11 protein-coding genes are annotated in these 14,708 nt (G+C 54.0%); 9 read left to right on the top strand and 2 right to left on the bottom strand.

Annotated features, from left to right (window positions below; genetic code table 11):
* Positions 1-480 precede the first annotated feature (480 nt).
* Together BLV85_RS05630 and BLV85_RS05635 are read right to left on the bottom strand one after the other, a co-directional pair.
* The gene (locus tag BLV85_RS05630) at positions 481-1,674 is read right to left on the bottom strand and encodes a hypothetical protein (protein ID WP_090413128.1); all 1,194 of its coding nucleotides are present in this window, start codon (positions 1,672-1,674) and stop codon (positions 481-483) included.
* Positions 1,655-2,752, bottom strand: coding sequence for a tryptophan 2,3-dioxygenase family protein (locus BLV85_RS05635; RefSeq protein WP_090413130.1), 1,098 nt, complete (start codon positions 2,750-2,752; stop codon positions 1,655-1,657). The genes BLV85_RS05630 and BLV85_RS05635 overlap by 20 nt, the downstream gene beginning before the upstream one ends.
* A 521-nt stretch (positions 2,753-3,273) precedes the next feature.
* On the opposite strand from BLV85_RS05635, the gene BLV85_RS05645 reads away from it, so the two are divergent.
* The 9 genes from BLV85_RS05645 (at position 3,274) to BLV85_RS05685 (ending at position 14,613) form a co-directional block, all read left to right on the top strand.
* Positions 3,274-4,278, top strand: coding sequence for an OmpA family protein (locus BLV85_RS05645; protein WP_143032291.1), 1,005 nt, complete (start codon positions 3,274-3,276; stop codon positions 4,276-4,278).
* Between the two features lie 13 nt (positions 4,279-4,291).
* The gene (locus BLV85_RS05650) at positions 4,292-5,167 is read left to right on the top strand and encodes a hypothetical protein (protein WP_090413136.1); all 876 of its coding nucleotides are present in this window, start codon (positions 4,292-4,294) and stop codon (positions 5,165-5,167) included.
* Between the two features lie 38 nt (positions 5,168-5,205).
* Positions 5,206-5,877, top strand: coding sequence for a hypothetical protein (locus tag BLV85_RS05655; RefSeq protein WP_176973943.1), 672 nt, complete (start codon positions 5,206-5,208; stop codon positions 5,875-5,877).
* A gap of 126 nt (positions 5,878-6,003) precedes the next feature.
* Positions 6,004-6,543 (top strand): THUMP domain-containing protein, encoded by a 540-nt coding sequence (locus BLV85_RS05660; RefSeq protein ID WP_090413141.1) that lies wholly within the window; start codon positions 6,004-6,006, stop codon positions 6,541-6,543.
* 125 nt (positions 6,544-6,668) lie between these two features.
* Positions 6,669-7,778 carry a CapA family protein gene (locus tag BLV85_RS05665; protein WP_090413143.1) on the top strand — a complete coding sequence of 370 codons (1,110 nt, stop codon included), beginning with the start codon at positions 6,669-6,671 and terminating at the stop codon, positions 7,776-7,778.
* Positions 7,779-8,208: 430 nt separating this feature from the next.
* A complete protein-coding gene (locus BLV85_RS05670; RefSeq protein WP_090413145.1) occupies positions 8,209-9,657 on the top strand; it encodes an efflux transporter outer membrane subunit in 1,449 nt (482 codons plus the stop codon).
* Entirely contained in the window at positions 9,654-10,727 is a 1,074-nt protein-coding gene (locus BLV85_RS05675) for an HlyD family secretion protein (protein WP_245725101.1), read from the top strand. The genes BLV85_RS05670 and BLV85_RS05675 overlap by 4 nt, the downstream gene beginning before the upstream one ends.
* Positions 10,724-13,486 (top strand): ribosome-associated ATPase/putative transporter RbbA, encoded by a 2,763-nt coding sequence (gene rbbA / locus BLV85_RS05680; RefSeq protein ID WP_090413152.1) that lies wholly within the window; start codon positions 10,724-10,726, stop codon positions 13,484-13,486. Before BLV85_RS05675 ends, rbbA begins: the two co-directional genes overlap by 4 nt.
* Positions 13,486-14,613, top strand: coding sequence for an ABC-2 transporter permease (locus tag BLV85_RS05685; RefSeq protein ID WP_090413153.1), 1,128 nt, complete (start codon positions 13,486-13,488; stop codon positions 14,611-14,613). The genes rbbA and BLV85_RS05685 overlap by 1 nt, the downstream gene beginning before the upstream one ends.
* Positions 14,614-14,708: the final 95 nt, after the last annotated feature.

A 14,708-nucleotide genomic window follows, 5' to 3' on the forward strand; every position in this document is an offset into this window, starting at 1 on the left:
CCCCTACTTTTAGCATCATGGTACGTCCAAAATTTTAAAAGATAAATCTTACCGCCTTAAAGGCGGTGGTTTTAACCTTACTTCGGACTAATAAAGCGTGGGGCTGGAGGCTCGATTCTAGCCAAGGATTTAGTTTCAAAAATTGACAAGGCTCAAAGTGATATTGAAGAGCTTATAAGTAATCTACGTGAGCTATCGGATATAGATTTAGTTAAAAATGGATTGTCTGAGGTGGTCAAAGAAATTCCAGAGAACCCCAGACCGCCTAAAGATAAAACAAATACTCCGGCAGCCATATCAAGTTATCAAAGTAAGAGAAAAGGACTGCGGAAGTATTTTGATATAAGCAGTTAACAATACGCTCGTGCGGGACGCTGTGTTGTGTTGCGACTTGCGCCCCACACAAGCACAGGACCAAGTCCCGAATTACAATAGACAATAACCTCTCCTGCACAATATTGAAATTTGGCAATTGACAAATTATCCAACCAATTTCTGCAGGCGCTGACAAAGCGCCATCACATCAGCTTTATCCTGATAAAGTCCGAAACCGAACCTCAAGCGGGCGCCACGGCGGTCTATTAAAATATCGTGACTATTTAAGGTCTGCAAGCATCTCTCGGCAAGATCCAGGGAGGATGCCTCAAACGTCAAGAAATGCCCATGCCAGACTAATGCCGGGTCGAACAACGGCGTCAGCGACCAATTCCGCATAAAATGCCGGGGCAGGTTTTCAAGAAAGGTTTTTTGCAATCCGGCAACGTAATCGTGAATGCCTGGTATGCCGATACCCTCCGCGTTGAATAAATCCCAGACCGCGTTGAAACGATAAAAGCCGCTTGGGTCCTGTGTCGAACCCATGAATGCCATGGCATCATTGGCATAACCGACTGTCTGTCCAGTTGGCCCGGAGAGCTTGGCATATTCGGCATACCAGCCGGTATAGGCCGGACGCCAATCCCCCTTGGGTACCACCATAAAACCCACTCCCTCGCCGCCTTGCCCATATTTGTAGCCGCCGCCAAGATAAAAAACCTTTCCTTCCAGCTTGGTCAAGCAACAGGGCAGGGCGGCAAAACCATGGTAGCCATCTATGGCGAAAAGTGTTGATTCGGGTGTGACCGCCACCAACGACACGATTTCGCTATCCGTCAAGGCTGCACCGGAATCAAAAAAAACTTGGCTCAGATAAACCAAGTCATAGTGTTTAGCAAGCTCGGTCCGCATGGCCCGCAGGAAAGCGTCCCGGTCATGAGGAAAATTATTTGCATCCACCTGATGGATGGTAATGTTGGGGATTTCCATCAGCCTAAAAAATTGCCGGCGCCAGGAATGAAACTCATTGGTTGTGGTAAGAATGTTTAGGCTTTTTCTGCCCAGGAAAAGCGAGAGCAAACGCGTGGAAAGCTCGTGGGTGTTGGGCGCCAAGGCAATTTGTCTCGCGTCGGCCAATCTCAGAATGCTGGCGATATGGTTTTGTGTGCGAGGAATCGTCTCGGAAAAAATCTTGTCCCACTTATCATCGCCCAGTTTCGCGCACTCGTCCCAATAGGCGATTTGCGCTTCACGGCTGATATCGGGCCAGAAGTGGTGGGAATGCGCGCGAAAATGCAATTTACCAGCATGGCCTGCCCAGAACCGTTGATAGTATTGCTTAGGATTGGAAGGCATCATAGACAATATCCAATTGATTCTTGACAAATTCCGGCAATTTCGGCGCTATGGATTTAGGTATGAGAAAAGTCGCCAGATTGAATAGATCCACAAAAACACGATTCCTTTCCGTCGTTGCCCGCAGGTATTGATGTCCAGAAGAACCACCGGTTCCAATTTTTGTGCCGAGTATCCTGTGCACCATCAGCGCATGGCGGAAACGCCAAGTGGTGAACTTCTCGTCGATTTCAACCAGCGAGCTGAGGATTTTGAAAGGCATTTGCAGGGCTGGATAATCACGATAGAGAAAAATGAAGACTGCGGATAGCATCGCTTTCTGCGACAGCCTGACACTGCCCTGCATCCGCTGTTTGGCAAATTTATCGGCGTCCAATAGCGTTGCGAAAGTCTCGCGCGTCGTTTCCAGATTTCTCAATTCGATTTCACGCATAGATTCATCCAGACCCGGGTTGTCCAGGATGATTTGATAGTCCTGATCCAGCATTTTATGAACTGCCAGGGAATACTCGCCCCAGAAGTCATACCCTTTGAACATGGAAAAAGGAATGCGTGCAAGCCATGTCTCGATTAACTCAAAAATACTGACTTTATTTTCCGCTTCTTCCAGTAGTTTCCTGTCCTCGGGCCTGAGGCGGGAATTGATGAATTGCTTTTCAATCTCCATCCGGTGCTCGGGTTTGATGCCCAATAACGCTTCCACCAGGCGAAACTGCACACTCTGGAAACCAGAAGCCGGCACCAGATAGTCCCTGAATTCCATGAAATCCAGAGTCGTCATTGTTTCCATGACCTGGATCTGATCGATAAGAATCTGCTGAATGGTGGTGACTCTTTCCAGGCGCGCTTGAATGACATAAAGATCGGTGGAGGGTACAAAAGACTCTGCCATGATCCGCCGGATGGAATCGAGTTCATGCAAAATTTGCTTGAACCAGAGCTCATAGGTTTGGTGGACCACGATGAACAGTGTTTCGTCATGAACCTCTTTGCCATATTTCGCACTTTCAGGCGCCTGGGCATTCAGGATTTTAGGCAATTGCAGATAATCGCGGTAGTAGAGCGGAGGATGAATCTTCATGCAAACCCTTACCTGAAAAATGATCAATCAGTTCAGTTCAATTTAGCACTGCTCTACAAAGCTAACATAAAACCTGGTAGCCAAGTTTACTATTGATCCAGCGCCTTTGCCCAAGGTGGCCTGTATCATGTGACCACCCGAGGAGATCGCTAGGAGGAAATTTATCAGGATGATGCTGACCGTATCAATTGGCTGACATTGTGAGTTTGCCATGCTGATTGCCTGATGGATGGCCATTGCTATATCGTTGTGGAAACGCTTGAAGGAAATCTGTCGAGGGGAATGTGGCAGTTGAGTGGCGGCTATGCACAAACCTTCAACCGTGCATACGAAGAGCAAATAAAATCATGGGACATGATATTTTATAGAAAGACCAGATCCCATTTTGCGAGCGTATGAAGCCCAAGTGGTGTATCGAGGTCTTGGTTTGAGAGCTGACCCGCTGCGACAGAGAAGGTCGAGCGCTGCATGAGGTCGGCAAGCTTGTGCGTTTATTCGATCCAGATGAAACGGGAGATTTCATGAAAACTTATCGCATCTTGGGGCAGATTGTTGGACTTTTATTGATAGTCACATCGGCCACGGCTAATGAGCCTGGCAGTGATAATCCATTGGTCAGCCGATACAGTGGTGCAACGATGCATGGCTACCTTGAACGCGAATATTATTCGGTGTCCCTGCCTTCGAACCCTATCCCCGGCGATGCCTACCGTAACCGGAGCGGATGGGATGGTGAGGTTCTTCAGGCAGTCGAAGTGCCTCTGGAGGGTCGCGTGACCTGGATTACCTATCAAGCGCCTGAAAACAAAAGTACATTGGAAATTCTGCGCAATTATCAGGATGCTCTTGCGGCTGGAGGTTATGAGGTGCGGTTCGAATGTGCTGATAAAACAGGGTGCGGAAGGTGGATTGGCTCATATGTAAAAGATGTCATTTTCCCGGATGTTTACTGGCGACAGCTGCGCAATGCCTTACACCCTCCGGTGCTGGTGCGCAGCAATACGCGTGCGTTGCTGGCCGGGCGTGAGGGCGATGCCGGATCGGCCCATGTCTTCCTGTACATCATGGACCAGCAGCCACAACCTGTCATTCATCAGGTTGTGGTCGAAGGGCAGCCCATGCAGACCGGACAGGTACAGACTGACATTCGTAGCGCCGATGAGCTTCAGGCATCGCTGACAACCGAGGGCAAAGCAATTGTGGACGGGATATTCTTCGAGTATGACAGTGCCGAGATCCGGCCCGAATCGGCGGAAGCATTGGTGCAAATGGCCCGGTTACTGGAGATGAATCCTGGCATCGAAGTATTGGTGGTAGGGCATACCGACAACCAGGGTGGCTTTGACTATAACGTCGACTTGTCCTTGCGTCGTGCCGCCGCCGTTCGTCAGGCGTTGGCGAGTAACTACGGTATAGCTATCGGTCGCATGATGGCCAAAGGAGCCAGCTTTATGGCTCCCATCGCCAGTAACGCTAGCGAGGCGGGGCGGGAACTGAACCGCCGGGTAGAGCTTGTGCTCAGGTGAGAGGAGGCGCCTCATGAAAAAGAGTTTGTTTTTACTTGGCGAGTTATTCGCCCTGGCCATCGGGTTCATGATTGGCTTGCCGTACACGCTTCTGGCAGCCGACACGGAGGTGCCGATGCGGGGCAGTGAGATCAAGTTGTTCGCAAGTTGCGATGATTTACAGGACATGCCTTTCATACGGCCTGGCCAGACATTGAGCGGAGAAGATGGCTGGGATCTGCTTTCTGGTCATCACACCCCCAATTTTTCTTGCGCATGGCGCCAGCAGGATGCAGCCCGCTGCCAGCGGCTCGGTCATCAGGTGACAGGAGGGCAATGGGAGCCTTGTTATGAAATGACGGATATCAGTCATGGTCCCGGCCGGCAACAGCAGACACGCAAGGCCGCAGAAGCCGCTGTCCTCAACGAGCCGCTATCCAGCCAGGCCGCCGAGGTTCTTATCCGGGATTCAAGGCTGGCTGAGTCGCAATATAGCAACGTCGTGATTTCAAAGCGTTCGGATAACAGTCCCATTGACTGGCAGTTCCAGATGTATGTGTTTACACCTGCCGAATGGTGGTTGCCGCAGGCCTCAAGGGTGTATGTTACATACAGATTTATCCCGCCTGGATCGACTCCAGAAAGCGTGCAGGCTGCGAAAAAGGCTTCTCCACCCGTCCCGGCAGACGAGGCCATCGTTACCTTTTTCCTTGAACTGTTGAAGCCCGCCGAATGCATCATTTCAACACAAGACTGTATCGCAAGGGATATGCAAAGATCCCTTCAAAACATGGATGGTGTCGGCGAACATTTTCGGGATCTTCAGCGACAGGGGGAGGAGGCTATTCGGCGGATGGAGGAACAGCTGCGTGAGATCGAGTTGCAGATGAAATCCGGATTGTCGGGATAAGAGGGGGGTTAATGAAGAGGCCTGGAGTAATTGGCATATTGGTGCCACTTCTGATTGTCAGTGGTTGTGGTGCCATAAGTGATGCCGATGAGATTATCTTTTTTAAGTATCGTCAACCTGACGAGCTGGAGCGTCAGTATCTGCACTTGGCCACCTATCTCAATTCGGCCAAGTCGTGTTTTCTTATTCACCCCGAGACTCTGTCGGTAGCGCCGCTCAACCCGGACGGGAGTAAGGTTAGCTTTTTAAGAAGCAGTTGTTTTATGCATGTCGCTTCTCTCTCTGGAGACGATGCGATTTGCCAGAAGGTGCGGTCGGTCAGTACTTTTTTATACACGGGAAATATGTTGAATGCTAAGCTTTGCCGCGAGTTGGCGTCTACGGCTAATCCTTATGCTGGTCGTCAAGTGGCAGGGGCTGGTAACTTGAACGTACAGAAAATTCTAACGTTGGCTGGCTACTCGGAAAGTGATGTTGATACATTTCTGGTCGCGGAAGGCCGCTTTTCAAGTGCCGAACGGGCCGCCTATTACCGGGACAACGAGCCCAGTGTATTTTGGTTAGAGGTCATGGAGTACGTGATCGGCTCCCGGGGGTTCTTCAATCGAATCGATATCTTGCCGGGTTTTGCCAGTGAACGAGATCTCGAAGCAATGAAGAATGTTACTTGGCGGCCTCGCTTTCAGAAGGAATTACCGCTCTCCGAGTAAAGATTGGATCTGCTGCGAGCCAAGACTTGACCCCTTATTTCTCAATAGGCTGAACTGCAAAAGTGCGATATTTTTCCATAAAATCAACCCAGTATTGATTCATTCATCAATCGAAGGCGAATCATCATGAAAGACTGGAATGTTGTGGTCACTGTCGCAGAGAATGGCTTCAAAGACGGTTTTTCTTTGCTGTCGAAATATGGTTCTGTCGAGAAAACGCCCTTTCGTAATGTACTAACCCTCAAGGTTGAGAATATCGAAGCATTTCTTGAATCTTTCTTGCAGGATATGCAAGCAAATCCTGCTTATGGGCAAGTATTCTGCCGGGTCATCCCATGCGCGCATGGCTTCTTTTTTCAAACGGTCGAAGCATTCGAGGAAAAAGCCAAGCAGTGCATCCAAGCTTTCTTGCCTCAAATGGCTCACCGCAGTTTTCATGTCCGTATACACCGCCGCGGTTTCCACGGAACGATAAGAAGCCAACAGGAAGCGGGCTTGCTCGGCGACTATCTGGATGAACAATTGAGCTTGCAAGATGCAGCGGATAAAGTGACGTTTGACGATCCCGACGTGATTCTGGATGTTGAAATCGTCGCTCAGCAGGCGGGACTGTCATTATGGCCGCGCGAGCAGCGCAAACGCTATCCTTTTTTGAAACTAGACTAATTCTGCATCCGCTGATGGGCCATCATGAAACGGCGGGATTTTCAGGTGCAATCATCAGCAGCCTTGTTAGCGCTAACGAGCGGGATGGCAAAAGCAATGTCCATCACCAATGCTGAAAATCCAGCATGAATACACCTATCAAGCTGTTTTTGTGTGGCGATGTCATGACCGGCAGGGGAATCGATCAATTGTTACCCTGTCCGAGCGATCCACAATTGCATGAACCCTATGTACGCAATGCAAACAGCTACGTGGAACTCGGTGAGGATGCGAACGGCGTGATTCCCAAGCCAGTGAGTTTCGATTATATCTGGGGCGATGCGCTGGCTGAACTGGATAAAGCAGCACCGGATGTACGCATCATCAATTTGGAAACAAGCGTTACCACCAGCAATGATTATTGGCTAGACAAAGGTATTCACTATCGCATGCATCCCCAAAATATTGCATGCCTTACTGCGGCAAAAATTGATTGCTGTGTCTTGGCGAACAACCATGTGCTTGACTGGGGATATGCCGGCTTAACGGAAACACTGAACACACTGAGCAATGCTCACATTAAAACCGCAGGGGCTGGCGCAAACTTGCCGGAAGCACAATCCCCGGCCATTGTGGCGATGCCTGCTAAAAGCAGAGTCATAGTCATTTCCTGCGGTACAACCTCTAGCGGCATTCCCGTTGAATGGGCTGCTAAGATTGGCAAAGCAGGCGTTTATTTGTTAACCGATTTATCCCGCAAAACGGTTGAGCAAATCGCTGCCATCGTACAGCTGAGCAAACGTCCCGGTGATATCGTGATGCTATCCATCCATTGGGGCGAGAATTGGGGATACGCCATCCGCCAAGAACATGTCGAATTCGCTCATGGGCTAATTGATTGCGCGCAAGTAGACATCCTGCATGGCCATTCTTCCCATCACCCTATCGGGCTGGAAGTGTATAAGGAAAAACTCATCCTGTATGGCTGCGGAGATTTTCTGAACGATTACGAAGGGATAGGCGGTCACGAACACTATCGCAGCGACTTGTCGCTGATGTATTTGGTCAGCATTGCACCCGCTACCGGCAAATTGATCGCGCTGGAAATGGTGCCGATGCAGATCAAGCGCTTCAGATTGAAGCGCGCCTCGCAACAAGATGCCCATTGGCTGCAACGCACGTTGGAGGAACACAGCCGCCAATTCAATGGCAGGATCGAACTGACACCAGGCCAGACGCTGAAAGTTGTGTATTAGGACGATCAATTTTTTAGCCAATCATTGAGGTCAGATTCGTTGATTATGGCTTCCCGGCGATAATCGTCCGATTTACGATCTTCTTCCCTTGGCACGGGCGAGGCTCGCCGCTTCAGTTGCCGCTCCGTTCGTAACAATGGTTGAAATACTGGACATAACAGCGCTCTCGCAGTCATGTCCGGCTGGGCCGCGACGGCTGATTGTTACGCTAACGGTATGAATCTGTGACGATTGGCCTGGGTATCTATTTCCGGGGCCGATCGAGATTCGGGGTGATGATGGCGCTGGATGTGATGGATTTCATGTCTCTGGTTAGCCCGGCAAGGCCAGATGTATGTTAATTTTAGAGGGTGGCCAAGCATTGCAAGGACAGGGAAATGCATCCGGTGCAAGGTTGAATGTTATCGACTTCCGTTGCTGACCAGGAACCATGATCAAGATAAATAAAATTGCGGGTCTATGCATGGTGATTGCCTTGGGTGGATGCGCCGTCGGTCCGGATTATCGGCGCCCGGCGGCTGTGGTCCCGGATCGTTGGCAGGCGGAAGCGGGCGATGAGCTGGGGCAAGCGATGTTCGAACCGGTCGAGCCAGAGGCGTTGAAAAAATGGTGGGAAGGTTTTGCCGATTCTCGCTTGGACTGGCTGATCGATCAGGCGCTATCGGACAATCTTGATCTCAAAATCACATTGGCCCGCATCGATCAGGCACGGGCAGCGCGTACAGCGGCACGGGCCCAGCTTTTCCCGAGCGTGGATGTGGGTGCTGGTATCCAGCGTAGCGACAATCCATTTCCCGGCTTCGCGCCTGGTATCAAATTCAATCTGTTTGAGATGGGTTTCGATGCCTTGTGGGAAATCGATCTGTTTGGCCGCCTGCAGCGCCGCCTGGAGGCCGCTTCGGCAGAGCTGGAGGCGATGGAGGCGCAATACAATCAGACCTGGGTCACATTGACTGCCGATTTGGCGCGCAGCTATATCGAATACCGGAGTTTTCAGAATCAGCTGCGTATCACGCACGCCAATCTGGCTGCCCAGCAGAAAACGCAAACATTGATCGAGAAGCTGTTTGAGGCCGGTGTGGGTACGCGTTACGATGCGGTACGGGCGCGCGCCCAGACAGAAGCGACCCGCGCCCAGATCCCCTATCTGGAATCCTGGCTGATTGCCGCGCTGCGGCAGCTCGAGGTGCTGATCGGACAGCCGCCGGGGGCGCTCGCCACTGTGCTGAGGGAGCCGGATGGGGTGCCGATGGCGTCCGGACAGGCGATGCTGGCGTCCCCCGCAGCAACCATCTGGCATCGCCCCGATCTGCGGATTGCCGAACGCCAGCTTGCTGCTGCCACAGCGCTGCAGGGGGCGGCTGTGGCGGAATTGTTTCCCCGGTTGTCGTTGTCTGCATTCCTGGGTTTACGCAATACCGATATCGAGAGTCTGTTTAAATCGGCGGCGTTTTCCTACAATGCTGCGGCGGGTCTTTTTCAACCCTTGCTCAATTTTGGCCGTATCCGCGCCGGCATAGATCAAGCTGATGCGCGGCAACAGGAGGCCTATCTGGTATTTGAGAAAGCGGTGCTGGAGGCGCTCCGGGAAACCGAAACTGCCCTGACGCGTTATCTCAAGGAAGAAGTGCGCAGGCAGGCGCTGGCACGCTCGGTGGCGGACTTGCATGAGGCTGTCCGGCTGTCGCAGCTGCGTTTTCAAGTGGGTGCCGTCTCGTTTCTGGATGTGCTCGATGCGCAACGCAACCTGTATAGTGTGGAAATCGAGCTGGCGCGTTCCGAGGCGAAGGCCTCGACCGATCTAATCGCGTTATACAAGGCATTGGGCGGGGGTGTTGCCATGGCCGCGCCACCCACTGAAACGGCTCTGGAAAAATGATGAATCAACGGAAAAAAACGCTGCACATACCCGTTTGGATTGGCTTGAGCATGGCTGTGGCAATCGCCGCCTGGTGGATGCTGCGCCCGGCCGGTTTGCCTGCCGGGATCGTCGCGGGCAATGGCCGTATCGAAGCGACGGAAATCAATATCGCCACCAAGACACCTGGGCGTGTCGTTGAGATTCTGGCCAGAGAAGGAGATTTTGTGCAAGCCAAGGCCGTGCTTGCGCGGATGGATACACAGGTGTTGCGGGCCCAGCAGGCCGAGGCGGTGGCACAGGTCCGCCGGGCCGAGCATGCTTACCAAACAGCCGAGTCCATTGTCATTCAGCGCCAAAGCGAACAGGCCGCCGCGCAGGCTGTCGTGTCCCAGCGCCGGGCCGAACTCGATGCAGCCCGTAAACGCTTGAAGCGTACCCAAGCGCTGGCTGGTGAAGGGGCCACGGCACAGCAGGAACTGGATGATGACCGTGCCCGGGTGCTGAGTGCGCAGGCAGCGGTCAGCGCGGCGCAGGCCCAGGTTGCAGCGGCCAATGCAGGGATCGCGGCGGCAAAGTCGCAAGTGGTTGAATCAGAATCCATCATTGCCGCTGCGCGGGCGACGGTGCTGCGTTTGCAGGCGGATATCGATGACAGCGAATTGAGGGCACCGCGTGACGGGCGTGTCCAGTATCGTATCGCCGAGCCAGGTGAAGTGCTGGGAGCTGGCGGGCGTGTGCTCAACATGGTGGATTTGACTGATGTGTATATGACTTTCTTCCTGCCGACCGAGGCGGCTGGCAAGGTTGCGCTGGGCAGCGATATTCGGCTAGTGCTTGATGCTGCGCCGCATTATGTGATCCCGGCCAAGGCCAGCTTTGTCGCCAGTGTCGCCCAGTTCACACCCAAGACGGTGGAGACCGAGAGCGAGCGCCTGAAGCTGATGTTCCGGGTGCGTGCGCGGATCGATCCCGAGCTGTTGCAGCAGCATCTTGAGCAGATCAAAACCGGTTTGCCCGGCATGGCCTATGTCAAGCTCGACCCGGCAATTGACTGGCCTCCTGAGCTCGAGATCAGGTTGCCGCAATGAGTACAAACCTACCAGCCGAACCGGTTGTGCGCATACAGGGTGTCAGCTTGCGTTATGGCGAGCAGCTTGCGCTGGACGGCCTTGATCTGGAGATTCCCGGCCACTGCATGGCAGGCCTGATCGGCCCCGATGGCGTCGGTAAGTCCAGCCTGATGTCCCTGTTGACCGGCACGCGGGTGATACAGCAAGGCCGGATTGAAGTGCTGGGCGGCGATATGGCCGATGCTGCCCACCGCCGCGAAGTGTGTCCACGGATTGCCTACATGCCGCAGGGGCTGGGCAAGAACCTCTACCTCACTTTGTCGGTGTTCGAGAACGCCGATTTCTTCGGCCGCCTGTTTGGTCACGCGCAGCGTGAGCGCCATCAGCGCATAAACGAGCTGCTGGAAAGCACGGGGCTCGCTTCGTTCCGGGATCGTCCCGCAGGCAAGCTGTCGGGAGGCATGAAACAAAAGCTCGGTTTGTGTTGCGCGCTGATCCATGATCCGGATCTTCTGGTGCTGGATGAGCCGACTACGGGAGTCGATCCGCTGTCGCGTGCCCAGTTCTGGGAACTGATTGAGCGTTTGCGGGTGCGCCATCCGGGCATGAGCGTACTCGTTTCCACCGCCTACATGGACGAAGCGGAGCGTTTCGACTGGCTGGTGGCGATGGATGCAGGCAAGGTGCTTGCAACCGGCACCGCAGCCGAGCTGCGCGAGCGCACTGGCGCCAGGACCTTGGAGGACACTTTCATCCGGCTGCTGCCGGACGAAAAAAGAAAAGGCCATCAGACCGTGCTGGTCCCGCCGCGAGAGGCCCGGGGCGAAGGGGAAATCGCGATCGAGGCGCATGATCTGACCATGCGATTCGGTGATTTTGTTGCGGTCGAGCGAGTCAACCTGCATATCGCGCGCGGTGAGATTTTTGGTTTTCTCGGTTCCAACGGTTGCGGCAAATCTACCACGATGAAGATGCTGACCGGCCTGCTGCCACCCAGCGAAGGCCAGGCATGGCTGTTCGGCCAGGTCATCGATGCCGCCAATCTGGCGGCACGCAAGCGTGTCGGTTACATGTCGCAGGCATTCTCGTTGTATGCCGAGCTGACTGTGCGGCAGAATCTGGTGCTGCATGCCAAGCTGTTTCACCTGCCCGATGCCGAGATTCCAGCCCGTGTCGCCGAGATGGCCGATCGTTTTCTGCTCGGTGCCGTGATGGAAAGTCTGCCCGATGCCTTGCCGCTGGGTTTGAAACAGCGCTTGTCCCTGGCGGTGGCGGTTATTCATAAACCGGATCTGTTGATACTCGATGAGCCGACTTCCGGCGTCGACCCGGTCGCGCGCGACATGTTCTGGGCGTTGATCATCGATCTGGCACGCCGTGATCAGGTCACGATATTCATTTCCACGCATTTTATGAATGAAGCCGAGCGTTGTGACCGCATCTCGTTCATGCATGCTGGCAAGGTTCTTGCCAGCGATACCCCCGCCGCGCTGATCGAGCACAGTGGCTGCACGACATTGGAAGCAGCCTTCATCCGCTACCTGAAACAGGCGAGTAGGGCGGAAGACACCCTGGTGACCGAAATGCCTTCACCGCCTGCAAGTATCCCGGAGCCGCCACATGATGCCCCATCCGCCAGAACCGGCACGCGCTTCAGCCTGCTGCGCCTGTTCAGTATCGGCATGCGGGAGGCGCTTGAGCTCTATCGTGATCCCTTGCGTATTTCGATTGCGTTGTTCGGCAGTTTCTTTTTGATGATCACATTTGGTTACGGTATCACGATGGATGTCGAAGATCTGCGCTACGCCGTGCTCGACCGCGACCAGACCACCCTCAGCAACAACTATGCGCTTGACCTCAGTGGCTCGCGCTATTTTATCGAGCTGCCACCGATCACGGATTATGCCGCGCTCGATCGCCGGATGCGCAGCGGTGAATTGAGTCTCGCGCTGGAGATTCCCCCCAATTTCGCACGCGATCTGGCGCGCGGGGACAATGTCAAAATTGCTGCCTGGATCGATGGCGCGATGCCGACCCGGGCCGAGAATGTGCTCGGTTATGTGCAGGCCATGCACCAAAGCTGGCTGCTGGAACAGATGCGCCGCCATGTGAGTGGCCAGGTGCCGTCCGGATCGATAACGATCGAGACCCGCTTTCGTTACAATCCTGATGTCAAGAGTCTGCCAGCCATCGTGCCTGCCGTGATACCGATGCTGATGATGCTGATTCTGGCCATGCTGAGTGCACTCAGCGTGGTGCGCGAGAAAGAGCTCGGCTCCATCCTCAATCTGTACGTCACACCAGTGACCCGGCTGGAATTTCTCGTTGGCAAGCAGCTGCCCTATATTGCCCTGGGAATGGTCAGTTTCTTTTTGCTTTGTGCGCTGGCGGTATTTGTTTTCGGCGTGCCGCACAAGGGGGATTTTCTGCTGCTGACCCTGGCCGCATTGCTTTATGTGACGGCAGCCACCGGATTGGGTCTGCTGATTTCTGCCTTCACGCGCAGCCAGATCGCTGCTGTTTTTGCAACCGCGCTCGCCACCATCATTCCGTCCACGCGCTTTTCCGGCATGATCGATCCAGTGTCCTCGCTGGAGGGCGGCGCGCGCCTGGTCGGCGAGATTTTTCCGACCACGCATTTTCTGACGATCAGCCGTGGCACTTTTACCAAGGCGCTGGGCTTCGCCGAGCTGGGGCCCTCGCTGCTGCCGCTTGTGCTTGCCATTCCGGTCATTTTGATTCTGAGTGTGGTGCTGCTGAACAAGCAGGAGCGGTGATGAGGCATATGCTGCGCAATATTTTCCATCTCGGTGTCAAGGAGCTGCGCAGCCTGGGGCGTGACAGGCTGATGCTGATTCTGATCCTGTTTTCTTTTACCGGCCAGGTATACCTGGCCGCCACCCGCATTCCCGAATCATTGCACAAGGCACCGATCGCGATCGTCGATGATGACCGGTCGCCCCTGTCTGCACGGATTATCGGTGCCTTTTATCCCCCTTATTTCCTGATGCCGGAGATGATAGAACGCTACGCAACTGATCCCGGCATGGACTTGGGCAAATATACCTTCGTGCTCGATATTCCTCCCGATTTTCAGCGCGATGTGCTGGCCGGACGTCAGCCGGCGATTCAGCTCAATGTCGATGCCACGCGCATGTCACAGGCTTTTATCGGCAATAACTATGTCCAGCATATCGTCACGGGCGAGGTGGCGGCTTTTATCCAGGGACACCGCGCCATGGTCACGTTGCCCGCAGAGTTGGAAGTGCGAATGCATTTCAATCCCAACCTGAGTTCAGTCTGGTTCGGCTCGGTGATGGAGGTCATCAACAGCATCACCCTGTTATCCATTGTTCTCACAGGCGCGGCGCTGATTCGTGAGCGCGAGCGCGGTACCATCGAGCATTTGCTGGTCATGCCGTTGACGCCATTCGAGATCATGCTGGCCAAGGTGTGGTCAATGGGGCTGGTCGTGGCGATGGTCGCGACGGCATCGCTCATCCTGGTGGTGCAGGATTTGCTCGGTGTGCCGATCGAAGGCTCGCTGGGATTGTTCACGGGCGGCATGGCGTTACATTTGTTTGCGGCCACTTCTATGGGTATTTTTCTTGGTACAGTTGCACGCTCGATGCCGCAAATGGGCCTGCTGGTTGTGATCACCCTGCTGCCGCTGCAAATGTTGTCCGGCGGCATCACGCCCCGCGAAAGCATGCCCGAACTGGTGCAGCATGTCATGCTCGCAGCACCGACGACGCATTTTGTCTCGCTTGCCCAGGCCATACTTTACCGCGGTGCGGGCTTCAGTATAGTTTGGCCGGATTTTCTCGCCTTGGCTGTCATCGGCGGTACTTTTTTCCTGCTGGCCCTGGCGCGTTTTCGTCAAACCATCAGCACCATGGCATGAACGGTTTGCTGCGGGGATCAATGCAAAACAGGGATGGTCCGGCCTGAATGGCGTAAAGGGCATGGTTCTTACGCAAATCCAGGCTTGTCGAAAAA

Origin of the sequence: Nitrosomonas halophila (assembly GCF_900107165.1) — a bacterium.
Lineage (GTDB): Bacteria > Pseudomonadota > Gammaproteobacteria > Burkholderiales > Nitrosomonadaceae > Nitrosomonas > Nitrosomonas halophila.

Excerpts from the sequence above, each read along its gene's own strand:
- BLV85_RS05630 (WP_090413128.1), bottom strand. The coding sequence starts at position 1,674 with ATGATGCCTTCCAATCCTAAGCAATACTATCAACGGTTCTGGGCAGGC.
- BLV85_RS05635 (WP_090413130.1), bottom strand. The coding sequence starts at position 2,752 with ATGAAGATTCATCCTCCGCTCTACTACCGCGATTATCTGCAATTGCCT.
- BLV85_RS05645 (WP_143032291.1), top strand. The coding sequence starts at position 3,274 with ATGAAAACTTATCGCATCTTGGGGCAGATTGTTGGACTTTTATTGATA.
- BLV85_RS05650 (WP_090413136.1), top strand. The coding sequence starts at position 4,292 with ATGAAAAAGAGTTTGTTTTTACTTGGCGAGTTATTCGCCCTGGCCATC.
- BLV85_RS05660 (WP_090413141.1), top strand. The coding sequence starts at position 6,004 with ATGAAAGACTGGAATGTTGTGGTCACTGTCGCAGAGAATGGCTTCAAA.
- BLV85_RS05665 (WP_090413143.1), top strand. The coding sequence starts at position 6,669 with ATGAATACACCTATCAAGCTGTTTTTGTGTGGCGATGTCATGACCGGC.
- BLV85_RS05670 (WP_090413145.1), top strand. The coding sequence starts at position 8,209 with ATGATCAAGATAAATAAAATTGCGGGTCTATGCATGGTGATTGCCTTG.
- BLV85_RS05675 (WP_245725101.1), top strand. The coding sequence starts at position 9,654 with ATGATGAATCAACGGAAAAAAACGCTGCACATACCCGTTTGGATTGGC.
- rbbA (WP_090413152.1), top strand. The coding sequence starts at position 10,724 with ATGAGTACAAACCTACCAGCCGAACCGGTTGTGCGCATACAGGGTGTC.
- BLV85_RS05685 (WP_090413153.1), top strand. The coding sequence starts at position 13,486 with ATGAGGCATATGCTGCGCAATATTTTCCATCTCGGTGTCAAGGAGCTG.